The 22,184-nt window shown below is 67.6% G+C and carries 22 protein-coding genes; 13 read left to right on the forward strand and 9 right to left on the reverse strand.

Annotated elements, in window-relative coordinates:
- Positions 1-175: 175 nt before the first annotated feature.
- The 8 genes from epmA to rpsF all read right to left on the reverse strand — a co-directional run bounded on the left by epmA (position 176) and on the right by rpsF (position 10,001).
- A complete protein-coding gene (gene epmA, locus AC06FE_RS00840; RefSeq protein ID WP_313250988.1) occupies positions 176-1,120 on the reverse strand; it encodes an EF-P lysine aminoacylase EpmA in 945 nt (314 codons plus the stop codon).
- Complete coding sequence (locus AC06FE_RS00845; RefSeq protein ID WP_323439539.1) at positions 1,117-1,599, reverse strand: GNAT family N-acetyltransferase; 483 nt, start codon at positions 1,597-1,599, stop codon at positions 1,117-1,119. The genes epmA and AC06FE_RS00845 overlap by 4 nt, the downstream gene beginning before the upstream one ends.
- Positions 1,596-4,070, reverse strand: a complete 2,475-nt coding sequence (ligA, locus tag AC06FE_RS00850) for an NAD-dependent DNA ligase LigA (RefSeq protein ID WP_478071987.1) — start codon at positions 4,068-4,070, stop codon at positions 1,596-1,598. The genes AC06FE_RS00845 and ligA overlap by 4 nt, the downstream gene beginning before the upstream one ends.
- A gap of 166 nt (positions 4,071-4,236) precedes the next feature.
- Positions 4,237-4,974: a cell division protein ZipA gene (gene zipA / locus AC06FE_RS00855; protein WP_478071988.1), complete on the reverse strand. Its 738-nt coding sequence runs from the start codon at positions 4,972-4,974 to the stop codon at positions 4,237-4,239.
- A 48-nt stretch (positions 4,975-5,022) separates the two neighbouring features.
- The gene (gene smc, locus AC06FE_RS00860) at positions 5,023-8,526 is read right to left on the reverse strand and encodes a chromosome segregation protein SMC (RefSeq protein ID WP_478071989.1); all 3,504 of its coding nucleotides are present in this window, start codon (positions 8,524-8,526) and stop codon (positions 5,023-5,025) included.
- 228 nt (positions 8,527-8,754) lie between these two features.
- Positions 8,755-9,204: a 50S ribosomal protein L9 gene (gene rplI, locus AC06FE_RS00865; RefSeq protein ID WP_132864251.1), complete on the reverse strand. Its 450-nt coding sequence runs from the start codon at positions 9,202-9,204 to the stop codon at positions 8,755-8,757.
- A 123-nt stretch (positions 9,205-9,327) separates the two neighbouring features.
- A complete protein-coding gene (rpsR, locus tag AC06FE_RS00870) occupies positions 9,328-9,558 on the reverse strand; it encodes a 30S ribosomal protein S18 (protein ID WP_054666474.1) in 231 nt (76 codons plus the stop codon).
- Between the two features lie 11 nt (positions 9,559-9,569).
- Positions 9,570-10,001, reverse strand: coding sequence for a 30S ribosomal protein S6 (gene rpsF, locus AC06FE_RS00875; protein ID WP_132864252.1), 432 nt, complete (start codon positions 9,999-10,001; stop codon positions 9,570-9,572).
- 249 nt (positions 10,002-10,250) lie between these two features.
- Between rpsF and AC06FE_RS00880 the strand changes: the two genes are divergently transcribed.
- On the forward strand, positions 10,251-11,462 hold the full coding sequence (locus tag AC06FE_RS00880; RefSeq protein WP_478071990.1) for an MFS transporter: 1,212 nt from the start codon (positions 10,251-10,253) through the stop codon (positions 11,460-11,462).
- A 108-nt stretch (positions 11,463-11,570) separates the two neighbouring features.
- On the opposite strand, the gene AC06FE_RS00885 is transcribed toward AC06FE_RS00880, so the two are convergent.
- Positions 11,571-11,909, reverse strand: a complete 339-nt coding sequence (locus AC06FE_RS00885; protein WP_132864254.1) for a HesB/IscA family protein — start codon at positions 11,907-11,909, stop codon at positions 11,571-11,573.
- A gap of 150 nt (positions 11,910-12,059) precedes the next feature.
- Between AC06FE_RS00885 and asnS the strand changes: the two genes are divergently transcribed.
- The 12 genes from asnS (at position 12,060) to AC06FE_RS00945 (ending at position 22,149) form a co-directional block, all read left to right on the forward strand.
- Positions 12,060-13,454, forward strand: coding sequence for an asparagine--tRNA ligase (gene asnS / locus AC06FE_RS00890; RefSeq protein ID WP_132864255.1), 1,395 nt, complete (start codon positions 12,060-12,062; stop codon positions 13,452-13,454).
- A 108-nt stretch (positions 13,455-13,562) separates the two neighbouring features.
- A complete protein-coding gene (locus AC06FE_RS00895; RefSeq protein ID WP_132864256.1) occupies positions 13,563-13,868 on the forward strand; it encodes a hypothetical protein in 306 nt (101 codons plus the stop codon).
- Positions 13,865-14,179, forward strand: coding sequence for a hypothetical protein (locus AC06FE_RS00900; protein ID WP_313251001.1), 315 nt, complete (start codon positions 13,865-13,867; stop codon positions 14,177-14,179). The genes AC06FE_RS00895 and AC06FE_RS00900 overlap by 4 nt, the downstream gene beginning before the upstream one ends.
- 9 nt (positions 14,180-14,188) lie before the next feature.
- Positions 14,189-14,827, forward strand: a complete 639-nt coding sequence (locus tag AC06FE_RS00905) for an FMN-binding negative transcriptional regulator (protein WP_478071991.1) — start codon at positions 14,189-14,191, stop codon at positions 14,825-14,827.
- Between the two features lie 77 nt (positions 14,828-14,904).
- Positions 14,905-15,567, forward strand: coding sequence for a carbonate dehydratase (gene can / locus AC06FE_RS00910; protein ID WP_478071992.1), 663 nt, complete (start codon positions 14,905-14,907; stop codon positions 15,565-15,567).
- 102 nt (positions 15,568-15,669) lie between these two features.
- Positions 15,670-16,197 carry a 3-hydroxyanthranilate 3,4-dioxygenase gene (locus tag AC06FE_RS00915; protein ID WP_132864260.1) on the forward strand — a complete coding sequence of 176 codons (528 nt, stop codon included), beginning with the start codon at positions 15,670-15,672 and terminating at the stop codon, positions 16,195-16,197.
- Positions 16,198-16,252: 55 nt separating this feature from the next.
- Positions 16,253-17,527 carry a kynureninase gene (gene kynU / locus AC06FE_RS00920; protein ID WP_478071993.1) on the forward strand — a complete coding sequence of 425 codons (1,275 nt, stop codon included), beginning with the start codon at positions 16,253-16,255 and terminating at the stop codon, positions 17,525-17,527.
- Positions 17,528-17,546: 19 nt separating this feature from the next.
- Positions 17,547-18,917: an FAD-dependent oxidoreductase gene (locus AC06FE_RS00925; protein ID WP_478071994.1), complete on the forward strand. Its 1,371-nt coding sequence runs from the start codon at positions 17,547-17,549 to the stop codon at positions 18,915-18,917.
- Entirely contained in the window at positions 18,917-20,359 is a 1,443-nt protein-coding gene (gene sbcB / locus AC06FE_RS00930) for an exodeoxyribonuclease I (RefSeq protein WP_478071995.1), read from the forward strand. The genes AC06FE_RS00925 and sbcB overlap by 1 nt, the downstream gene beginning before the upstream one ends.
- Positions 20,356-21,042 carry a DUF2461 domain-containing protein gene (locus AC06FE_RS00935; protein ID WP_446540443.1) on the forward strand — a complete coding sequence of 229 codons (687 nt, stop codon included), beginning with the start codon at positions 20,356-20,358 and terminating at the stop codon, positions 21,040-21,042. Before sbcB ends, AC06FE_RS00935 begins: the two co-directional genes overlap by 4 nt.
- A gap of 38 nt (positions 21,043-21,080) precedes the next feature.
- On the forward strand, positions 21,081-21,584 hold the full coding sequence (locus AC06FE_RS00940) for an SRPBCC family protein (RefSeq protein ID WP_478071996.1): 504 nt from the start codon (positions 21,081-21,083) through the stop codon (positions 21,582-21,584).
- Positions 21,585-21,600: 16 nt separating this feature from the next.
- Positions 21,601-22,149, forward strand: coding sequence for a DUF2939 domain-containing protein (locus tag AC06FE_RS00945; RefSeq protein ID WP_478071997.1), 549 nt, complete (start codon positions 21,601-21,603; stop codon positions 22,147-22,149).
- Positions 22,150-22,184: the final 35 nt, after the last annotated feature.

Raw genomic sequence — 22,184 nt, forward strand, 5'->3', positions numbered from 1 at the left:
GTGATCAAAGCATCATCATCGCCATGCCGGCAAGGCAGGTCCATGACCTGAACGGGTGATTGGCCTGAAATCATCGGCATTACGGGGAATATTCAGATGATTCCCGTTCATCCCGCGATAGCGTCCTCGCCGATGAACGCCGCGTCTGTTCAGGCCATGCGCATCGCAAGACGGTTCAGGCGTTGGCGAAGTCGAACGCCAGCACGTCGGCGATGCGCGAGGTGCCGGCCAACGCCATCAGCAGGCGATCCACGCCCACCGCTACGCCCGCGCAGGCAGGCATCGACGGCAGCGCCGCCAGGAATGCCTCATCCAGCGGCAACACCTCCGCACCACGCGAAGCGCGGATCGCGAGGTCACGCTGGAAGCGCTGGCGCTGCTCCTGCGCGTCGGTCAGCTCGTGGTAGCCGTTGGCCAGTTCGAACGTCCCCAGGTACAACTCGAAGCGCTCGGCCACCGGCGGATCCTCCCTGCGGATCCTGGCCAGTGCCGCCTGGGTGGCGGGCCAGTCATGGATGACGGTGATCTGGTCAGGCAGGAAGTGGGCCTGGATGCGATGGGTCATCAGCAGGTCCAGCCAATCATCGCGGGTCAGGCCCTCGGGCTGGATGCCGACCTCACCCAGCGCCGCGCGCAGGGTGGCTTCATCGGCCAGGAAGGGATCCAGCCCGATCGTCTCCAGGAACAACTGGCGGTAGGTCAGTACGCGCACCGACGCTTCGCGGCCCACCGCGGCCAGCGCTTCGCGCACCAGCGCGACGGTTTCCTCGATCAGCTGGTGATGATCCCAGCCGACGCGGTACCACTCCAGCATGGTGAACTCGGGGTTGTGCCGGCCACCGGCTTCGCCGTTGCGAAACACCCGGCCCAGTTCGTAGCAATCGCCCACGCCGGCGGCCAGCAGCCGCTTGAGGGGATATTCCGGCGAGGTCCGCAGCCAGCGCAGCGGCGAACCGGCATCCACGTGCCCGGTGAAGCGGGTCTGGAAGCCCTCGATGTTCGGCTCGGTGTTGCCGGCGGCGGACATGATCGGCGTTTCCACCTCCAGCACCTCCCGGCGCGCGAAGAACGCGCGGATCAGTGCATTCAGACGTGCCCGCTGGCGCAATGCCTCGATCACGAGTGCAGCTCCCCGACCGCGTCGACCAGCGGCAACGTCAGGATGTCGCGTGCGTCATCGCGATACCCGGCCGACAGGTACAGCGACTTGGCCCGCGCGTTGTGGTGATTGACCTCCAGCCGGATCACCGCCGCGCCCTGCCCTGCGGCCCAGTCCCGCGCCAGCGCCAATGCCTGCCGGCCCCAACCACGGCCACGCGCGGCGGGCGCGAGGTATAACTCGTCGAGCAGAACGAAACGCCCTCCCTGCTCCACGCTGAAACACCACCCCAGTGTCACGTAACCCGCGTCGGCAACCGCCTCGGAGGACAACAACAGGACGGCGCCGCAGCGCGCATCCTCCAGCACCGTGCGCAGGCCGGGCTCGACCAGCGCGGGCTGGTAGGTGATGCGGTCTTCCGCATAGAAATCACGGACCATGCCGATGATGCGCGGGAAGTCCTGCGCGTCGGCGACACGGCATTTCAGTTCGTCGCTCATGCCTGCTTCCCGTTCTCGGCGAGGAAGGCCAGCAGCCGGGCTTCATCCCACACCGCCACGCCCAGTTCATTGGCCTTGTCCAGTTTGGAACCGGCCTCTGTGCCGGCGACGACGAAGCTGGTCTTCTTCGACACGCTGCCGGCGACCTTGGCGCCCAGCGCCTCCAGCTGCGCCTTGGCGTCGTCGCGGTTCATCTGCGCCAGCGTGCCGGTCAGCACCACGGTCTGGCCTTCCAGCGGACCGGCCGCCTGCTGCTGCGCCTCGGGCGTCAGCGCCAGCAACTGCTGCAACGCAGCCCCGGCGGCGGAGAACAAGGCGGCGTTGGCATCCACGTCCAGCCATGCCACCAGCGCATTGGCGGTCTCCGCCGGCAATCCGGCGGTGACGAAGTTGTGCGCGCTTTCGTCGCGGATCGCCTCGGCCGAGGGGAACGCTTCGGCCAACTGCTTGGCCCGTACCGGCGTGACCTTGGGAATCTCCAGGTCCTGCAGCATGTTGGCCAGGTTCAGCTCGGCGCGCAGCTTGGCGTGGGGGGCGTGTGCATCGGTGATCTGCACGCCCCGTGCCAGCAACGCATCGATGGCCTGCTGGTTGCCCGGCTGCGCCATGAAGTGGCCGATCGAACGCGCGACTTCACCACCGATGTCGGGCACCCGCTTGAACAGCGGCCACGGCATGCGGCGGATCAGCGCCAGGTCACCAAACCAGACCGACAACGCCTTGGCGGTGCTCTCGCCGACGTGCTCGATGCCCAGCGCGAACAGCAGCCGGCTGAGCGTGGTACTGCGGCTGTTGGCGATGGCGGCGATGAGGTTGTCGGCCCACTTGGTCGCGATCTTCTTCGTGTTCCATTCGAAACGGGCGGGCACCGACAATGCCCGCGCACGCCAGCCGGCGTCGGCCGCGTCCAGCCGGAGGATCTGGTTCAGCGTCCCGCCGCTGCCTTCCGGTGCCAGATGCAGGCTGAGCTGCGACGCCAAGGCCTCCGGCGATTCGGCATCCAGCGCCAGCTTCAGCACCAGCAACTGGTCGCGCTGCAGCGCGTACAGGTCGGCCACGCCGCGCACGATGCCGGCATCCACCAGCGTCTCGATGTACTTGTCACCGAGCCCATCGATGTCCATGGCCTTGCGCGAGGCGAAATGGGCAATGGCCTCCTTGCGCTGCGCCGGGCAGCTCAGCTCACCGGAGCAACGCCATACCGCCTCGCCTTCCTCGCGGACGATTTCCGAACCGCACACCGGGCAGTTGGCCGGCATCTGCCACGGCGTGGTGCCCTCGGGGCGGCGGTCGGTGATGACGCTGACCACTTCCGGGATCACGTCACCGGCACGGCGCACGATCACCGTGTCGCCGACGCGCACGTCCAACCGCGCGATCTGGTCGGCGTTGTGCAGGGTGGCGTTGGTCACCACCACGCCGGCCACGTGCACCGGCTTCAGGCGGGCCACCGGCGTCGCCGCGCCGGTGCGGCCGATCTGGATCTCGATGGCCTCGACCGTGGTGGTCTGCTCCTGCGCCGGGAACTTGTGGGCGATGGCCCAACGCGGCGCGCGCGCAACGAAGCCCATTTCCTGCTGGCCTTCGCGGTCATCGAGCTTGTAGACCACGCCATCGATGTCGAAGGCCAGGCCGTCGCGGCGCGCGCCGATGTCGCGGTAATACGCCAGCAGGCCATCGGCACCTTCCACCACCTGGCACAGGTCGCTGACCGGGAAGCCCCAGCGCGCCAGCTGCGCGAGCGTGCCGGAATGGGTCGGCGGCAGTTCACCGTCCACTTCGCCCAGACCGTAGGCATAGAAGCTCAGCGGGCGTTGGGCGCTGATCTTCGGGTCCAGCTGGCGCAGCGAGCCAGCCGCGCCGTTGCGTGGGTTGGCCAGCACCTTGCCGCCGTGCAGGCGCGCCTGCTCGTTGTAGCGCTCGAAGTCCGCGCGCGGCATGTAGACCTCGCCGCGCACTTCCAGCACGTCCGGCCAGCCCTCGCCCTGCAACTGCTGCGGGATCACCTTGATCTGGCGCAGGTTGGCGCTGACGTCCTCGCCGGTGGCACCGTCGCCACGGGTTGCGCCCTGCACGAACACGCCGTTCTCGTAGCGCAGGTTGATCGCCAGGCCGTCGAGCTTGGGCTCGGCGGAGAACATCAGCGTCGGCCGGCGCAGGCGCTCGTCGATGCGGCGCACGAAGTCACGCACTTCCTCGTCGCTGAAGGCATTGCCCAGCGACAGCATCGGCACCGCATGCACGACCTCGGGAAACCGCGAGGACGCCTTGCCGCCCACCGCATGGGTCACCGAGTCGGGCGAATCCAACTCCGGATGCGCCGCCTCCAGCGCCTCCAGCTCACGGATGAGGTGGTCGTACTCGGCGTCGGGAATGATCTGTTCGTCGCGCTCGTGATAGGCGCGTGAAGCGTCGGTCAGCAGCTTTCGCAGCTCGGCGACGCGCTGGGAGGCGGGGGTGTTGGAAGTCATGCGGTGATTTTAAACCGCGAGGGTGTGGATGCGATGAGGGCCGGAGCCGTTGTGGTCGCGTTGGCGGCAATACCTGCCAACGGAGGTTCTCATCTGCGGCCCGAGGAAGATGCGAAAGGCCCCCTCCCCGGCCCTCCCCTTGCCTGCGGCAAAGGGATGGGGAAGATCACCAGCGCGGCGACTTGGTCAGCGGCGGCGCCTGGTGCTGGCGGTCGTAGGCGCGCAGCTCGTCGCGGATATGCGCGATGCGTTGGCGGCCGAGGGCGTTGCGGCTGTCATCCAGCACTACGCCGTCGAGCAGCTCACCCATGCGCTGCACGGTCGGCAGCATCTTTTCCCAGGCGTCCAGCGCGGTCATCGGCGCCGGCAGGGTCAGGAAGAAGGCGATGGCCGGAGTCTCCATCTCACGGATGTTGGCCATGTCGAAGCTGCCCGGCTTCATGATGCTGGCCATCGAGAAGATCGGCCCCCGCTCCGGGTGGCCCTCGACCAGACGGTGGAACACGCCCATGTAACCGAAGACCAGCCCGGTCTTCTCGGCGGCTACCACGATGTCCTCGCCACGCAGCACCTGGCCGGCGCGGGCGGCGACGTACAGGGAAACGATCTTGTCGAAATCCTGGCTCGGGCGCTTGCCCAGGTCGCTGCCACCGGCCGGCTCGGTGTCGAGCAGGCCCAGCTCGGCCTGGGTGACCGGCTCGCCATCGGCACCTTCGCCCGGCGCACCGCCCTCCTCCACCGCGCCCAGTACCGGCTCACGCCGCGACGGGCGCTCGGCGGTGTCCACCGGCTCCTTGCGCTTGCCCTGCGCCGCCTTGCGGGGGCGGCCAAACAGGAAGATGGCTGCAATCAGCAGCAGTCCGGCAACCAGAATGCCGATACGCAACAGTGCCATGTCGGACATGCGTGGGAATCTCCGGGTAAATCGTTCAGGTGGCTAAAGAATGGCACGTCAGGCCGCGCCCGCCAATCGCGCGGCCTCTTCCAGGTCCACGCTGACCAGACGGCTGACGCCCGGCTCGCGCATGGTCACGCCGGAGAGCTGGTGGGCAGCCTCCATGGTGGCCTTGTTATGGCTGACGAACAGGAACTGCACCTTCTCGCTCATTTCCTTGACCATGTTGGCCAGGCGGCCGACGTTGGCCTCGTCCAGCGGCGCGTCCACCTCGTCCAGCAGGCAGAACGGGGCCGGGTTGAGCTGGAAGATGGCAAACACCAGCGCCACCGCGGTCATCGCCTTCTCGCCGCCGGACAGCAGCGAGATGCTGGACACGCGCTTGCCCGGCGGGCGCGCCATGATGGTCACGCCGGTGTCGAGCAGGTCTTCGCCGGTCAGCTCCAGGTAGGCATGGCCGCCGCCGAACAGGCGCGGGTACAGTGCCTGCACGCCGGTGTTGACGCGGTCGAAGGTGTCCTTGAAACGGCCGCGGGTCTCGCGGTCGATCTTGCGGATGGCGTCTTCCAGCGTCTCCAGCGCGGTGGTCAGGTCCACGTTCTGCGCGTCCAGGTACTCCGAGCGCTGCGACGCCTCGCCGTACTCCTGGATCGCCGCCAGGTTGACCGGTTCCAGCCGGCGCATGCGCGCGTCGATCTGGTGCACGGCCTGCTCCCAGTCGGACAGGCGCGCGTCCTCGGGCAGCGTGTTGATCACGTCCTGCAGGACGAACCCGGCCTTCTCGACCGCGCCGGACAACTGCTCGGCGCTGAGCACCAGCGCCTGCTGGTCCAGCTTGCGCTGGGAAATGCGTTCGCGCTGGGCCAGGGCCTGCTCGTCGCGCTGCTGTCGGGTCTGCTCCAGCTTGCGCAGCTCGGCGTCCACGCTCTCCAGCAGCGCCCGCGCCTCGCCCAGCACGCGCTCCACGCGAACCCGCTCGCCCAGTGCGTTCTGGTGCTCGGCTTCCAGCGCCTGCACCGGCGTGTCACCGTCATCCAGCTGCGAATGCAGTTCGCCCAAGCGCGAATCCAGTTGCCCGCGCTGGCTGCTCATGCGCTCCAGCGCCTGGCTCAACGAGGCGATCTGGGTGCGCTGCGACTCCAGCGTCAGGGCCAATGCATGCATGTTGTCGCGCACGCTGCGCGCGCCGTCGCGGGCCAGGTCACGTGCTTCGGTCAGCTGCCGGCGTTCGCTTTCCAGCGTCTGCTTGCCCGACTCCAGGTCGCCCATGCTCGACACCGCATCTTCCAGCCGCACGCGCGCCTCGCTGGCCTGCTCGCGGCTTTCATCCAGTGCTTCAAGCAGCTGGGCCAACTCGTTCTCGATGCGCTCGATGCGGGTCCGCGCGGCATCCACGCGCCCCTGCTGGCTCTGCAGTTGCCCCGCCAGTTCCGACGTCGCGCGGTGCGCCTGGTACAGGGCCCGCTGCGCTTCCTCGCGGTGCTGCTCGGCGGCCAGCAACTGCTCGCGCAGGCTGGCCAGTTGTTCGACCAGCTCACCTTCCCGGGCCTGCAGGCCCTCGATCTGCTCACGCAGGGAGACGATCTCGCGCTCACGCAGCAGCGCACCCTGCTGGGCGGCACCGGAATGGGACACCTGAAGCCAACCATCGCCCAACCGCTCGCCGTCACGGGTGATGACCGCATCGCCCGCCGGCAGCTTGGCCTGCAACGCCCGCGCCTGGGGCAGGTCCTCGGCCGCGTGCAGGTGCATCAGCAGACGGCGGATGGCCAACGGCCCCTGCACCTTGGCGGCCAGCGAGGTCGCGGCGAAATCCGCCTTGCCTTCGTCGGCCGACACCAGCGTGATGCGGCCCTCGCCGAGTTCGCCCAGCGCCTCGACCAGGGTTTCCGGCGCCTCCACCAGCACGCCTTCGATCAGCTGGCCCAACGCGCTTTCCACCGCGTTTTCCCAACCGCCTTCGACACTGATGCGCTCGCCCACACGCGCCGCCGAATCCAGCCCGCGCGCCTTCAACCAGGCCACCGCGGCACCCTGCTCCTGGCCCAGCGCCGCCTGCTGCAGCGCTTCCAGCGATGACAACCGGCCGCGCGCGGCCTGCACCTGCTGGCGCACGTCGGCCAGCTCGGATTGGCTGCCGCGCTGCGTTTCCTGCAGCGTCGCGGCGGTCTCCTTGCGGGATTCGACCTGCTCGCTCAGTTCGTCGACCGTGGTCTTCTGGGTTTCATGCTGCAGTTGCAGTTGTTCGAAGGCCTCGGCCAGCGCGTCCAGGTCCAGGCTGGCACGCTCGGCGCTGAGGGCTTCGCGGCGGCGATCGGCTTCCAGGATCTGTCGATCCAGGTAGTCCACGCGGGTGCGCTCGACCTCGCCGGAACGGGTGGCTTCGGAGGTGTTGCGGGTGTGCGCCTCCCAGCGCAGCTGCCAGTCGGCCAGCCGGGCCTCGGCCTCACGCAGGGCTTCCTGGCGGAATTCGTTCTCTTCCTGCAACTGCTCCAGCTTCGGCTCGGCCTCGTCGACCGCTTCACGCAGCACGATCAGGCGGGCTTCGTCGCCGCTGATGTGCTGGCCCAGGTCGGCCAGCGCCTGCCGGGTCTCGTCACGCGCCTTGTGCAGGCGTTGCGCCATCTCGCGCTGGTGCTGGATCTGCTGTTCGAGGCGGGCCAGCGTGCTGCCCACCTGATAGACGTCGGCCTGGGCGCGATTGAGCGCCTCGGCGGCCTCCTCGCGGCGCACGCGGCCGGTCTCGATGCCGCTCTCGGCCTCGCGCTGCTCGGCGATCAGCTGCTGCAGCTTGGTTTCCTCCCGCGACAGCGCTTCGCGCAGCCCACCCAGGCGGCCATCCAGCCCACGGAACTCCAGCGCCTTCCACTCGGCATCCTTGACCCGGCGCTCTTCCTGCAAGGTCTGGTACTGCTCGGCCTGCCTGGCCTGGCGCTTGAGGTGCTCCAGCTGCTTGCCGATCTCCTCGCGCAGGTCGTTCAGGCGGTCCAGGTTCTCGCGGGTGTGGCGGATGCGGGTCTCGGTTTCCTTGCGGCGCTCCTTGTACTTGGAGATGCCGGCCGCCTCCTCCAGATACACACGCAGGTCTTCCGGGCGCGCCTCGATGATCTGGCTGATCATGCCCTGCTCGATGATCGAGTAGCTGCGCGGCCCCAGGCCGGTACCCAGGAACAGGTCGGTGATGTCGCGACGCCGGCACTTGGTGCCGTTCAAGTAGTAGTTGCTGCTGCCGTCGCGGCTGACGGTGCGCTTGACCGAGATCTCGGTGAACGAGGCGTACTCGCCGGAAATGGTGTGGTCGGAATTGTCGAAGATCAGCTCGACCGTGGCCTGCGACACCGGCTTGCGCCCGGAGGCGCCGGAAAAGATCACGTCGGTCAGCGAATCGCCGCGCAGGCGGCTGGCCGAGCTCTCGCCCATCACCCAGCGCACCGCGTCGATGATGTTGGACTTGCCACAGCCGTTCGGGCCGACCACGCCGGTCATGTTGGTCGGCAGGTGCAGCGTCGTGGGATCGACGAACGACTTGAAACCAGAGAGCTTGATCGTGGATAGACGCATGGATTCGGGCTGTTGGCGGGCCCCGGCGTTCCAGCCGTTGCCCGGAGGGAAACTCCGGAGGTTCCGCTTCCGCCCTCAAGTCATTGATATCCGTGGAGATTCAATGTTCACGAGGCGGCATTGGCAACCGAGTATAGCGACACCCTTGGTTCACGGGCGGTCGGCGGCGGCCGGGCAAAAGAAACGGGCGCCTTTCGGCGCCCGTTCTTTGCAACCCGTGCGGCAGGATCAGGCGTCGGCTTCGACGATGACCTTGACGGTGGTTTCCACGTCGGCGTGCAGCTTGACGATCACGTCGTACTCGCCCACGTTGCGGAACGCGCCTTCGCCCAGGATCACTTCGCTCTTGCTCAGCTCCAGGCCGGCAGCGGTGAAGGCTTCGGCGATGTCGCGCGGGCCAACCGAGCCATACAGCTTGCCTTCGGTCGAAGCGTGCGCACCGATGGTGACGCTGGCGCCTTCGAACTTGGCAGCGCGGCTTTCGGCGCCGTCATGGGCCGCCTTGGCCTTGGCTTCGTACTCGGCGCGCTTGGCTTCGAACTCGGCAACGTTGCTCTCGGTGGCCGGGACGGCCTTGCCCTGCGGCACGAGGAAGTTGCGGCCGTAGCCCGGCTTCACGTCGACCAGGTCGCCCAGGCCGCCGAGGTTGGTCACTTTCTGCAGGAGAATCAGCTTCATTGGTAGTGCTCCGTTATTCGTTAGCGGCACCCGGGGGCGCCGCAACGCTTGCTGTCCGAATGGACGGTGTAGAGAAGACCGGAGCGCCCGAACCGGCAGGGCCGGCCAGCGCTCCGCGCCTCATCAGACGTCGTGGTTGTCCGTGTACGGGATCAGGGCCAGGAAACGGGCGCGCTTGACGGCCGTCGACAGCTGGCGCTGGTACTTGGACTTGGTGCCGGTGACGCGGCTCGGAACGATCTTGCCGTTCTCGGTCAGGTACTGGCGCAGGGTGTTGAGATCCTTGTAATCGATCTCCTTCACGCCTTCGGCGGTGAACTTGCAGAACTTGCGGCGACGGAAGAACTTGGACATGAAAGTGCTCCTTATTCAGCAGAAGCGGCGTCGTCGCCGGCTTCGTCGTTGTTGGAAGTGGCACCTTCTTCGTCGTCACGACGACGACGCTCGCCACGCTCGGGCTTGTCACCCTTCTCGTCCTTGCTCTTCATGATCAGCGACTGCTCGGTGTCAGCCTCGTCACGCTTGATGACCAGGTTGCGCAGCACGGCGTCGTTGAAGCGGAAGCTTTCGGTCAGCTCGTTCAGGACCGACTGGTCGGCTTCGATGTTCAGCAGAACATAGTGGGCCTTGACCAGGTTCTGGATCGGGTACGCCAGCTGGCGGCGGCCCCAGTCTTCCAGACGGTGGATGGTGCCGTTGCCGGCTTCGACCAGCGCCTTGTAGCGCTCGATCATGGCGGGAACCTGTTCGCTCTGGTCCGGGTGGACCAGGAACACGACTTCGTAATGACGACTCATGTTTTCATACCTTTCGGATGTAGCCCTTGCGGGCCGGACAGCCCCCCGCCGTGGATTGCGGTGGGGCAAGGGATCCCGCGCCGGGGCGCAGGAAGCCGGCAATTATCCACCCGAACCGGCCCGCAGGCAAGTCAGGCAGTGCGTCCGGCTGAACACAGCATCCGATGCCTGCACCCGGCCCGACCAATCAACTGCTGCGCCGCAGCAAGTACACTCTGTAACCGCTTCCACGCCGCACCCGGAGCCCTCGTGCCCCCTCTGCCCTCCCTGGCCGCCTCGCTGAGCCCGCGCCAACGCACCTTCATCCTCCTCGCCCTCTCCCTCGGCGGCTTCGCCATCGGCACCAGCGAATTCGCCAGCATGGGCCTGATGCTGGAGATCAGCCGTGGCCTGGCCATCAGCGAAGCCCAGGTCGGCCACCTGATCAGCGCCTACGCGATCGGCGTGGTGGTGGGCGCGCCGGTACTGGCCTTCGCCGGCGCCAGCGTGAGCCGGCGCACCCTGCTGTTGTGGCTGATGGGCTTCTATGCCGCTGGCAACCTGGCCAGCGCCCTTGCGCCGAACTACGCCACGATGCTGCTGGCCCGCTTCGTGGCCGGCCTGCCGCATGGCGCCTATTTCGGCGTGGCGATGCTGGTGGCCGCTTCGATCAGCCCGCCCGAACAGCGCGGCTCGGCCGTCTCGCGGGTGCTGCTGGGACTGTCCATCGCCATCCTGGTCGGCAATCCATTGACGACCTGGCTGGGCCAGCAGTTCACCTGGCGCACCGCCTTCGGCCTGGTCAGTCTGCTGGCCATCGCCACCGTACTGATGGTCGCCCGCCAGCTGGCCCCCGACCCGAACGAGGTGCGCACCACGCCGATGCGCGAGCTGCGCGCCTTCAACACGCCGCAGGTCTGGCTGGCGCTGGCGATCGGCGCGATCGGCTTCGCCGGCATGTTCTGCGTATTCACCTACCTCGCACCGACCCTGGTGCATGTCACCGGCGTGGACGAACGCTGGATGCCGGTGGCGGTCTGCCTGTTCGGCGTGGGCGCCATCATCGGCAACGTGGCCGGCGGCAAGCTGGTGGACCGGTTGCAGTTCCGCGCCGCCGGCGTGTTGCTGGCCTGGTCGATCGTGGTGTTGCTGCTGTACCCGCTGGCCGCGCACTCGGCCTGGGCGATGGTGCCGGCAGTGATCGCGGTGGGCACCATGGGCGCCCTGGCCGCGGCCCTGCAGACCCGCCTGATGGACGCCGCCGGCGAGGCCCAGACGCTGGCCGCGGCGTCGAACCACGCCGCGTTCAATACCGCCAATGCGCTGGGTCCCTGGCTGGGCGGCATGGCGATCGGTGCAGGTTTCGGCTATGGCTCGACCGGCTGGGTCGGCGCCGCGACGGCGGCGGTCGGCCTGCTGCTGTGGGGCGTGGCGGTGGCGCTGGAGCGTCGCCAGGCGCCGGCAGGGCAAACCTGCACGTAATGCCGAGCCATGCCCGGCACGCTTGCTGGGCACGAACGCCCGGCGGGAATCCGTCGTGCAAGGCCGCAGTGGCGCGCGGTTCGGCGCCAGCGCGGCTGGGCGGTCGACTCAGCCCAGGGCTTCGTCGGTGGTGAAGCTCTCCCCGCACCCGCATTCGGCGGCGGCGTTGGGATTGTTGAAGGTGAAGGTCTCGCTGAGGCCATGCTTGCCGAAGTCGATCTCGGTGCCATCCACCAGCGGCAGGCTCTGTGCGTCGACGTAGATGCGCACCCCGTCCTGCTCGAACACGGTGTCGCCTTCACGCTGGTCCTTGGCCAGGTCGGTGATGTGCCCCCAACCGGAGCAACCCGTGCGGGTCACGCCAAAACGCAGGCCCAACGCGCCGGGCGTGGAACTGACGAAGCGCTGCACGCGCGAATGGGCGACGGGGGTCAGATGAACAGCCATGCGGGGCGACTCCAGCAGATTTACGGTCCAATTATAGATGTGGCCAGGCTCCGGGAAGCGCAAGCGTTGATAAATGCCTCGCGTGCCCGGCGTTTAGGCCGCTAAAATCACGCATTCACAGATCGAGTCGATCAACAGAGGATTCAAGTCATGACGGTGGTCAGCGTTGCACACGCCCTTGCCGGGAAGATCCCGGAAGGCGGAGAAGTCACGGTTCGCGGGTGGGTGCGCACGGTGCGCGGCTCGGCGGGGCTGGCCTTCGTCAACGTCAGCGACGGCTCGGGCTTTGCCCCGATCCAGGTCGTGGCTACCGACACGCTGTCCAATTTCGAAGAGATCAAGAGCCTGACCCCCAGCTGCTCGGTGATCGCCACCGGCACCCTGGTCAAGTCGCAGGGCAAGGGGCAGAGCTTCGAGATCCAGGCACAGACGCTGGAAGTGGTCGGCTGGGTCGAGGACCCGCTGACCTACCCGATCCAGCCCAAGCCGATGTCGCCGGAGTTCCTGCGTGAAGTGGCGCACCTGCGCCCGCGCACCAACCTGTTCGGTGCGGTCACCCGCATCCGCGACTGCCTGTCCAAGGCCGTGCACCGTTACTTCCACGAGAACGGCTTCTACTGGATCAGCACCCCGATCATCACCACCTCCGACGCCGAAGGCGCCGGCCAGATGTTCCGCGTCTCCACGCTGGACATGGCCAACCTGCCGCGCACCGGCAACGGCGAGATCGACTTCAGCCGCGACTTCTTCGGTAAGGAAACCTTCCTGACCGTGTCCGGCCAGCTCAACGTCGAGGCGTACTGCCTGGCACTGAGCAAGGTCTACACCTTCGGCCCGACCTTCCGCGCCGAGAACAGCCACACCACCCGCCACCTGGCCGAGTTCTGGATGGTGGAGCCGGAGATCGCCTTCGCCGACCTGGCCGAGGACGCGCGCGTGGCCGAGGAGTTCCTGAAGTACCTGTTCCGCGCGGTGCTCGACGAGCGCGCCGACGACATGGCCTTCATCGCCGAGCGCGTGCAGAAGGACGCCATCACCCGCCTGGAGTCGTTCGTCAACGCACCGTTCGAGCGCATCGAGTACAGCGATGCGATCACCCTGCTGCAGAAGTCGGGCAAGAAGTTCGACTACCCGGTCGAATGGGGCCTGGACCTGCAGACCGAGCACGAGCGCTGGCTGACCGAGGAACACGTCGGCCGCCCGGTGGTGGTGACCAACTACCCCGAGCACATCAAGGCCTTCTACATGCGCCTGAACGACGACGGCAGGACCGTCGCGGCGATGGACGTGCTGGCCCCGGGCATCGGCGAGATCATCGGCGGCAGCCAGCGCGAAGAGCGCCTGGACGTGCTGGACGCGCGCATGGCGCAGTTCGGCCTGGATCCGGAGCACTACCAGTGGTACCGCGATTTCCGTCGCTACGGCTCGGTGCCGCACGCCGGCTTCGGCCTGGGCTTCGAGCGCCTGGTGGTCTACGTCTGCGGCCTGTCCAACATCCGCGACGCCATCCCCTACCCGCGCGCCCCGGGTTCGGCCGAGTTCTGATATCGACAGGAGCCTTGTGATGAGAAAGCAGGTCGCCGTGAACACCGTCACCGCCCATGGCACGGCTGTCCGCCCTGCCCTTGCTTGCCGTCACCGGGCTCCGCGCGCATGACCCTGTTCTTCGCCCTGTGCTTCGTCGGCGTGGCCATCGCCGGGTTCAGCGCGCTGCTGATCTTCTGGCCACTGACCCTGGTGCATGTCCGCGACCGCCACCCGGCAGTTGCCGATGGCTTTGGCGAGTTCGCCTTCCTCGACGGCAAGGCCTTGCGCTGGCTGGTCAGCGGCCGCTACCGCGCGCTCGATGACCGCGCACTCAGCGGCCTGGCCACCCCGGCCCGGATCGCCTTGTACGTGATCTGGTTCGGGCTGGGCATGGCCGGCCTGCTTTGGCTCTATTCCCTGGTACTGAAATGAACGACTCCGACACGCCCACCGACCAGTGGTGGCTGGCCCATCTCGGCAACACCCTGATCTGGGCACGCCTGCGCGTGCGCCCGGCCGGCACCGCCGAGGTGCTGGACAGCGACGGCAACACGCTCAGCTATGACAGCGAGGACACCGCCCGCGCGCAGTTGTTCGACGCCGAATTCGTGGCCTACGACGGCCTGGACGAAGAAGATGCGCTGGCACGCGGCTTCTCGCTGAGCGAGGTGCAGCCACCGCAGGCCAGCGATGACGACGCCCTGCGCGGACGCATGGTGCAACTGCTCGGCGGGCGGGCCTGATCCGGGCCGATGTTCACCCCGGCCGCCTTCGCCGAAACCGATCTGCGCTGGCTGGACCTGTTGCTGGCGCGCGACCCGTTCGTCACCGTACTGACCCTCGGCGCCGACGGCATGCCGGAAGCCAGCCGGCTGCCGGTGCTGTACCGGCGTGAGGGCGACCGGATCGAGCTGAGCGGCCACTGGGCGCGGCCCAACCCGCAGGCCCGCCATTCCGGCGCGGCCAAGGTGCTGGTCAACGGACCGCACGGCTATGTGTCGGCCAGTTGGTACCCGGACAAGGAGGCCGCCTCGCGGGTCCCGACCTGGAACCATGCCGGCGCCGAGTTGACCGGCCAGTTGCACACCTTCGATGACGCCGACGGCCTTTCCCACCTGCTGGAACAGCTCAGCGACCATTTCGAGGCCCGCGCCGGCCAGGCCTGGCGCTTTGAACGCGACCATGCGCCCCACCAGCGCATGTTGCGCGGCATCGTCGGCTTCCGCTTCCAGGCACAGCGCACCGAGATCACGCTGAAGTTCAACCAGAACCATCCCGAATCCAACCAGCTGGCCGTCATCGATGCCCTCGATGCGCTGGCCGATGCCGACAACCGCGAACTTGCGCAGTGGATGCGCCGGTTCCGCCGCGGACTGGCCGGCGACGACTGACGACAACGCTTCCCGCGACGTCGTACCGCCCCACGGTGCGACGCCCTCTCCTACCTGATCGCAAGGGAATCCCAACGATGAAAGACATCCTCAAGCTGCTGCAGAACAACCGCGAATGGGCGGACCGGATCGAACGTGAAGACCCGGAGTTCTTCCACCAGCTGGCCAAGCAGCAGAACCCGGAATACCTGTGGATCGGCTGCTCCGACTCGCGCGTGCCGGCCAACCAGATCATCGGCATGGCGCCGGGCGAGGTGTTCGTGCACCGCAATGTCGCCAACGTGGTGGTGCATACCGACCTGAACTGCCTGAGCGTGATCCAGTACGCGGTGGACCAGCTCAAGATCAAGCACATCCTGATCGTCGGCCACTACGGTTGTGGCGGCGTGCATGCGGCGTTGAACAAGGTGCGCGTCGGCCTGGCCGACAATTGGCTGCGCCACGTCGGCGATGTCGCGCAGAAGCACAACGACATCCTGTCCCAGATCGAGGACCCGGAGCTGCGCCACGCCCGCCTGTGCGAACTGAACGTGATCGAGCAGGTGGTCAATGCCTGCCACTCGACCATCGTGCAGGACGCCTGGGCACGCGGCCAGAAGCTGATGGTGCACGGCTGGGTCTACAGCCTGCGCGACGGCCGGGTCAGCGAGATGGGCATCGACGTCGGTGCACCGGAAGAATTGCAGCCGGCCTACGAGAAGGCATTGTCGTTCGTGCCGCGGCGCGGCAAGCGGCACTGAGTCGTACGTTTGGGCTTACGCAAAAGAGCCCCCCTCATCCGCCCCTTCGGGGCACCTTCTCCCGTCGACGGGCGAAGGCAAATCTTCCGCCGGGACATCCGCATGCTTGCTTCCCCCATCAACCTGCCTGGCTGGATCGAGGAACACCGCCACCTGCTCAAGCCGCCGGTCGGCAACAAGATGATCGAGAACGGCGACTTCATCGTGATGGTGGTCGGCGGCCCCAACAGCCGCAGCGACTACCACTGGGACGAAGGCCCGGAGTGGTTCTACCAGCTGGAAGGCGAGATGGTGCTGCGCGTGCAGGAAGACGGCACGGTGCGCGACATCCCGATCCGGGCCGGCGAGATCTTCCTGCTGCCGCCGCGCGTGCCGCATTCGCCGCAGCGCATGCCCGGCTCGGTCGGGCTGGTGGTCGAGCGCAAGCGGCTGGAACATGAACTGGATGGATTCATGTGGTTCTGCCCAAGCTGCAACCACAAGATCTACGAGGAGTTCTTCCCGTTGAAGAACATCGAGACCGACCTGCCCAAGGTCTTCGATCGCTTCCACTCCTCCCTGCAGCACCGGACCTGCACGCAATGCGGCACGGTCCATCCGCTGCCCCAGCCGGCCACCCCGGAGGCCTGAGCCGGGGCGCGGTGCCGGGGTACACTGCGGGTTCTTTCTCGACGCCCGCACACCGATGAACGAAACCCTGTCCCCGGCCCACGCCACCGCACTGGATGCTGCCGATCCGCTGCGCCACCTGCGCAACCAGTTCCTGATCCCGCAGCACGACGCCGAGGACCAGATCTACTTCGTCGGCAACTCGCTGGGCCTGCAGCCCAAGGGTGCCAAGGCGATGGTGCAGGAAGTCATGGACCTGTGGGCAAGCATTGCCGTGGAGGGCCATTTCACCGGTCCCACGCACTGGATGAGTTACCACCGGCTGGTGCGCGACTCGCTGGCCCGCGTGGTCGGCGCGCTGCCCGGCGAAGTGGTGGCGATGAACACGCTGAGCGTGAACCTGCACCTGATGATGGTCAGCTTCTACCGCCCGACCGCCGAGCGTCCGGCCATCGTGATGGAAGCCGGCGCATTCCCGACCGACCGCCATGCGGTCGAGGCGCAGATCCGCTTCCACGGCTTCAACCCGGACACCGACCTGATCGAGGTCCAGCCGGACGAGCCCAACGGCACCATTTCGATGGGCGCGATCGAGCGCGCCATCGCCGACAACGGCAAGCGCGTGGCGCTGGTGCTCTGGCCGGGCGTGCAGTACCGCACCGGCCAGGTGTTCGACCTGGACGCGATCACCCGGCTGGCGCGTGCACACGGCGCCAACATCGGCTTCGACCTGGCCCATTCGGTCGGCAACGTGCCGCTGGCCTTGCACGACATCGCCCCCGACTTCGCGGTGTGGTGCCACTACAAGTACCTCAATGCCGGCCCCGGCGCGGTCGCCGGTTGCTTCGTGCACGAGCGCCATGCCAACGACACCACGCTGCCGCGCTTTGCCGGCTGGTGGGGCCACGAGCAGGCCACCCGCTTCCAGATGGCGCCGCAGTTCGTGCCGGAAGTCGGCGCCGAAGGCTGGCAGCTGAGCAACCCGCCGGTACTCGGCCTGGCCCCGCTGCGGGCCTCGCTGGCCTTGTTCGACGACGCCGGCATGCCGGCGCTGCGGGCCAAGTCCGAGCGGCTGACCGGCTACCTGGAAACGATGGTCCGCGCGCGCCTGGGTGAAGTGCTGCAGGTCATCACCCCGAGCGACATCGAACGCCGCGGCTGCCAGTTGTCGCTGCGCGTGAACGGCGGCCGCAGCCAGGGCCGCTCGCTGTTCGAATACCTGCAATCGGTGGGCGTGCTGGGCGACTGGCGCGAACCGGACGTGATCCGCATCTCGCCCACGCCGATGTACAACCGTTACCGCGATGTCTACCGCTTCATCGACGAAGTGGAAGCCTGGGCCGGTGTCTGAGCCTACGGAACCCCTGCATTTGACCACGACCGCTCCCCGCAGCCTTACCCTGATCGGCGCCGGCCTGGCCGGCTCGCTGCTCGCCATCCTGCTGGCCCGCCAGGGCTGGCGCATCACCATCTACGAACGTCGCGGCGATCCGCGCGTGGCCGACTACGAGTCCGGCCGCTCGATCAACCTGGCCCTGGCCGAGCGCGGACGCAATGCACTGCGTCAGGCCGGCGTGGAAGACGCCGTGATGGCGCGCACGGTGATGATGCGCGGACGCATGGTGCATCCGCGTGGCGGCGACGAGGAACTGCAGCGGTATGGGCGCGACGACAGCGAGGTGATCTGGTCGGTGCACCGCAAGGACCTCAATGTCACCTTGCTGCAGCTGGCCGAGCAAGCCGGTGCGCAGGTGCATTTCCACCGGCGCCTGCACACGGTGGATTTCGATGCCGGCTACGCCCGCTTCATCGATGACCGCGATGACTCGCCGCATGACATCCACTTCGACACACCGCTGATCGGCGCCGACGGCGCCGGTTCGGCGCTGCGCGCGGCAATGAACCGCAAGTCACCGCTGGGCGAGCGCATCGATTTCCTCGACCACTCGTACAAGGAACTGGAGATCCCGCCCGGTCCGGACGGCCGCTTCCTGATCGAGGGCAATGCCCTGCACATCTGGCCACGTGGCCGGTACATGTGCATCGCCCTGCCCAACGACGAGGGCACCTTCACCGTCACCCTGTTCCTGCCCAACGCCGGGGAGCCGAGCTTCGCCACGGTGCGCAGCGGTGCCGAAGCCGAGGCCCTGTTCCAGCGCGACTTCCCGGATGCGCTGGCGCTGATCCCCAACCTGCGCCAGGACTGGGAACAACACCCGCCGGGCCTGCTCGGCACGCTGTACCTGGACCGCTGGCACCAGGATGGCAAGGCCGTGTTGATCGGTGATGCCGCGCACGCGATGGTGCCGTTCCACGGCCAGGGCATGAACTGCGCGTTCGAGGACTGCGTGGTGCTGGCCCGCACGTTGGCCGAATGCGCGACCACCGAAGACGCCTTCGCTGCGTTCGAGGCCGAGCGCAAGCCCAATGCCGCGGCCATCCAGCAGATGGCGCTGGACAACTACCTGGAGATGCGCGACCGCGTCGCCGACCCGGCCTTCCTGCTGCAGCGCGAGCTGGAACAGGCCCTGCAGGCGCGCTGGCCGACCCGCTTTGTCCCGCACTACACGATGGTCACCTTCCTGCACACGCCCTATGCGCTCGCGCTGGAACGCACCCGCATCCAGCAGCGCATCCTGGCCGACGCCACCGCCGGCCATGACACGCTGGCGCACATCGACTGGGCCGCGCTGGAGCAGGTCGTGCACGCGCAGTTGCCGGTACTGGAGGGCGCGCACTGATGGCCGACAGCTTCCTGTTCTACGACCTGGAGACCTTCGGCCAGGACCCACGCCGCACCCGCATCGCGCAGTTCGCCGCGGTCCGTACCGACCCGCAACTGCGCGTGATCGACGAGCCGGTGAGCTTCTACGTCAAACCGGCCGATGACCTGCTGCCATCACCCATCGCCACGCTGATCACCGGCATCACCCCGCAGCACGCGCTGGCCGAAGGCGTCAGCGAAGCGGAGGCGTTCGCCCGCATCCAGGAGCTGATGGCACGCCCGAAGACCTGCACGCTGGGTTACAACACGCTGCGCTTCGACGATGAATTCGTCCGTTACGGGCTGTTCCGCAACTTCCATGATCCGTACGAACGCGAGTGGCGCAGCGGCAACTCGCGCTGGGACCTGCTCGACATGCTGCGCCTGGTCCACGCGCTGCGCCCGGAGGGCATCCACTGGCCCACCCGCGAGGACGGCGCCACCTCGTTCAAGCTGGAACACCTCGCGTTGGCCAACGACGTGCGCGAAGGCGACGCCCACGAGGCACTGTCCGACGTCTACGCCACCATCGGCATGGCGCGTCGCTTCCAGCAGGCGCAGCCACGCATGTGGGAGTACGCGCTGCGCCTGCGCGACAAGCGCTTCGTCGCCAGCCTGCTCGACGTGGTGGCGATGCAGCCGGTACTGCACATCTCCATGCGCTACCCGGCCAGCCGGCTGTGCGCGGCCCCGGTACTGCCGCTGGCCCACCATCCGCATATCAACAACCGGGTGATCGTGTTCGATCTGGAAGGCGACGTCGACGCGCTGATGGACCTGTCGGTGGAGGAGATCACCCAGCGCCTGTACACCCGCGCCGCCGACCTGCCCGAAGGCCAGCAGCGCGTACCGCTGAAAGAGGTCCACCTCAACAAGGTGCCGGCGCTGGTGGCCTGGAACCACCTGCGCGCGCCCGACTTCCAGCGCCTGGCCATCGACCCGGCCGAGGTCGAAGCCAAGGCCGAAAGGCTGCGCGCGATCGGCCCGGCACTGGCCGAAAAGGCCCGCCAGGTGTTCGCCCGCGAACGCGGCCAGGAAGGCCCGGTCGACGCCGACGCCTCGCTGTACGACGGCTTCCTGGCCGAAGGCGACAAGGGCCTGCTGAGCAAGGTCCGCACCGCCCCACCGGAGGCACTCCAGGCGCTGGAACAACGCTTCCGTGACCCGCGCCTGCCGGAGTTGCTGTTCCGCTACCGCGCCCGTAACCACCCGCAATCGCTGGATGCGACCGCACGCTCACGCTGGGATGCGTATCGTCGCCAGCGACTGCTCGACGTGCCCGGCCTGTCCGAACAGACCTTGCCGGCGTATTTCGCGCAGATCACCGCACTCCGTTCCGAACACCAGGACAACCCGGCTTCCCTGGCCCTGCTCGACGCGCTGGACCAGTGGGGCAACGACCTGCAGACCACGCTATGACCCAGTACTTCAGCGACGCCAGCTACAAATTCCTGCGCGGCCTGGCCCGGCACAACGACAAGGCCTGGTTTGCCGAGCACAAGCAGCAGTACGAAGACCACGTACGGCAGCCGTTCCTGCGCCTGATCACCGACCTGCAGCCAGACCTGACCGAGGTCAGCGCGCACTTCCGTGCCGACCCGCGCACCGTCGGTGGTTCGCTGTTCCGCATCTACCGTGACTCGCGCTTCTCCAACGACAAGACGCCATACAAGACCTGGCAGGGCGCACGGCTGTTCCACGAACGCCGCAAGGAAGTCCCCGCGCCGTCGTACTACATCCACCTGGCACCGGGCGAGAACTTCATCGGTGCCGGCATCTGGCATCCGGAACCGGACACCCAGCGCAAGCTGCGTCAGTTCATCTTCGACAACCCGGGCAGCTGGAAGGCCGCCGCGCACGCGCCGGCGGTGCGCAAGCGCTACGACTTCGAGACCAGCGAGAAACTGGTGCGCCCGCCGCGCGGGTTCCCCGCCGATTTCGAGTTCATCGACGACCTCAAGCATCGCAACTGGGTGCTGTGGCGCGCCATCGACGACGACACCATGACCGGGCCGCGCCTGCGCCAGACCCTGGCCAAGGACCTGGCCGCGCTGGCGCCGTTCGTCGACTACCTGTGCGCGGCACTGGACCTGGAGTTCTGAGCCGGGGTTCACGCAGCCAACACGGATTTGCGGCAACCTTGCCTGCAACCCTCCCGGACCCCACCGCCATGGCCAGCATCCACCACCAGCTCTGGATCGACGCTCCCCTGGCCACCGTCTATGAAGCCCTGGCCTCGGCCGAGGGCCTGAGCCGCTGGTGGATCCCCCACCAGCACCATGTCATCGATGGCGAGCCGGTCATCAGTCACAACCCCGGTGGCGCGCATGGCGTGGTGGCGATGAAGCTGCTGGAGGCCGTACCCGGCCAACACGTGCGGCTGGAGGTCATCAGCCATCACCCGGCGCTCAGCCCGGCCTCGTCCTGGGCCGGGACCGAAATCCGCTTCGACCTCTCGCGCCGGGCCAGCCCCGGCGCGTGGCGCGGCCTGCCGCACGAAGGCGAGCCGATGACCGTGGTGGAGTTCCAGCACCTGGGCTGGGACCCCGACAGCGAGTACTTCGGCTTCTGCAGCCAGGCGTGGGCCGAAACCCTGGTTATGCTGCGTCGTTGGGCCGAATCGCAGGCCGGCGGACGGCAGTGAGCCGCAGGAGCAAACGATGAAGAAATGGATCCTTCCGGCGGTCATCCTGGTCGCCCTGGCGCTGGCCGGCTATGTCATTGGCGGCCCTTACCTCGCCATCCACGGCATCAGCCGTGCCATCGAGGAACGCGACACCGGCCGCCTGCAACGTCACGTCGACTTCCCGGCGTTGCGGGTCAACCTCAAGGCCCAGCTCGGCGACTACATGGTGCGCAAGGCCGGTCCCGACGCGCAGTCCAATCTTTTCGGCGCGGTGCTGCTGGGCGTAGCCAGCAACGTGACCGGCGCCGGCGTCGACACGATGGTGACCCCCATCGGCGTGGCCGCCCTGCTGCAGGGCGACAGCCTGTGGAAGCGTGCCATCGGCAACACCGCCAATGGCGATACCTGGGGCCCGCCCGCGCCGGCCAAGCCCCTGGCCAACACCCAGGGCCACTACGAATCGTTGTCGCGCTTCACCGCCACCACCCGCCTGGAGGATGGCCGCGAAGTGGTGTTCGTGCTGAGCCGGCAAGGGCTGCGCTGGCGGCTGACCAACATCCAGTTGCCGCTGCAAACGCCGTAGCCGCGCGTCCACGCGCGAAACGCCCCCTGCAACGC

The sequence above is a fragment of the Stenotrophomonas sp. Steno-C18 genome (genome assembly GCF_056393195.1).

Bases quoted from the DNA above. Each gene is read 5' to 3' on its own strand.
- AC06FE_RS00845 (WP_323439539.1), bottom strand. From the start codon at position 1,599: ATGAGCGACGAACTGAAATGCCGTGTCGCCGACGCGCAGGACTTCCCG.
- ligA (WP_478071987.1), bottom strand. From the start codon at position 4,070: ATGACTTCCAACACCCCCGCCTCCCAGCGCGTCGCCGAGCTGCGAAAG.
- zipA (WP_478071988.1), bottom strand. From the start codon at position 4,974: ATGTCCGACATGGCACTGTTGCGTATCGGCATTCTGGTTGCCGGACTG.
- smc (WP_478071989.1), bottom strand. From the start codon at position 8,526: ATGCGTCTATCCACGATCAAGCTCTCTGGTTTCAAGTCGTTCGTCGAT.
- rplI (WP_132864251.1), bottom strand. From the start codon at position 9,204: ATGAAGCTGATTCTCCTGCAGAAAGTGACCAACCTCGGCGGCCTGGGC.
- rpsR (WP_054666474.1), bottom strand. From the start codon at position 9,558: ATGTCCAAGTTCTTCCGTCGCCGCAAGTTCTGCAAGTTCACCGCCGAA.
- rpsF (WP_132864252.1), bottom strand. From the start codon at position 10,001: ATGAGTCGTCATTACGAAGTCGTGTTCCTGGTCCACCCGGACCAGAGC.
- AC06FE_RS00885 (WP_132864254.1), bottom strand. From the start codon at position 11,909: ATGGCTGTTCATCTGACCCCCGTCGCCCATTCGCGCGTGCAGCGCTTC.
- asnS (WP_132864255.1), top strand. From the start codon at position 12,060: ATGACGGTGGTCAGCGTTGCACACGCCCTTGCCGGGAAGATCCCGGAA.
- AC06FE_RS00895 (WP_132864256.1), top strand. From the start codon at position 13,563: ATGACCCTGTTCTTCGCCCTGTGCTTCGTCGGCGTGGCCATCGCCGGG.
- AC06FE_RS00900 (WP_313251001.1), top strand. From the start codon at position 13,865: ATGAACGACTCCGACACGCCCACCGACCAGTGGTGGCTGGCCCATCTC.
- AC06FE_RS00905 (WP_478071991.1), top strand. From the start codon at position 14,189: ATGTTCACCCCGGCCGCCTTCGCCGAAACCGATCTGCGCTGGCTGGAC.
- can (WP_478071992.1), top strand. From the start codon at position 14,905: ATGAAAGACATCCTCAAGCTGCTGCAGAACAACCGCGAATGGGCGGAC.
- AC06FE_RS00915 (WP_132864260.1), top strand. From the start codon at position 15,670: ATGCTTGCTTCCCCCATCAACCTGCCTGGCTGGATCGAGGAACACCGC.
- kynU (WP_478071993.1), top strand. From the start codon at position 16,253: ATGAACGAAACCCTGTCCCCGGCCCACGCCACCGCACTGGATGCTGCC.
- sbcB (WP_478071995.1), top strand. From the start codon at position 18,917: ATGGCCGACAGCTTCCTGTTCTACGACCTGGAGACCTTCGGCCAGGAC.
- AC06FE_RS00935 (WP_446540443.1), top strand. From the start codon at position 20,356: ATGACCCAGTACTTCAGCGACGCCAGCTACAAATTCCTGCGCGGCCTG.
- AC06FE_RS00945 (WP_478071997.1), top strand. From the start codon at position 21,601: ATGAAGAAATGGATCCTTCCGGCGGTCATCCTGGTCGCCCTGGCGCTG.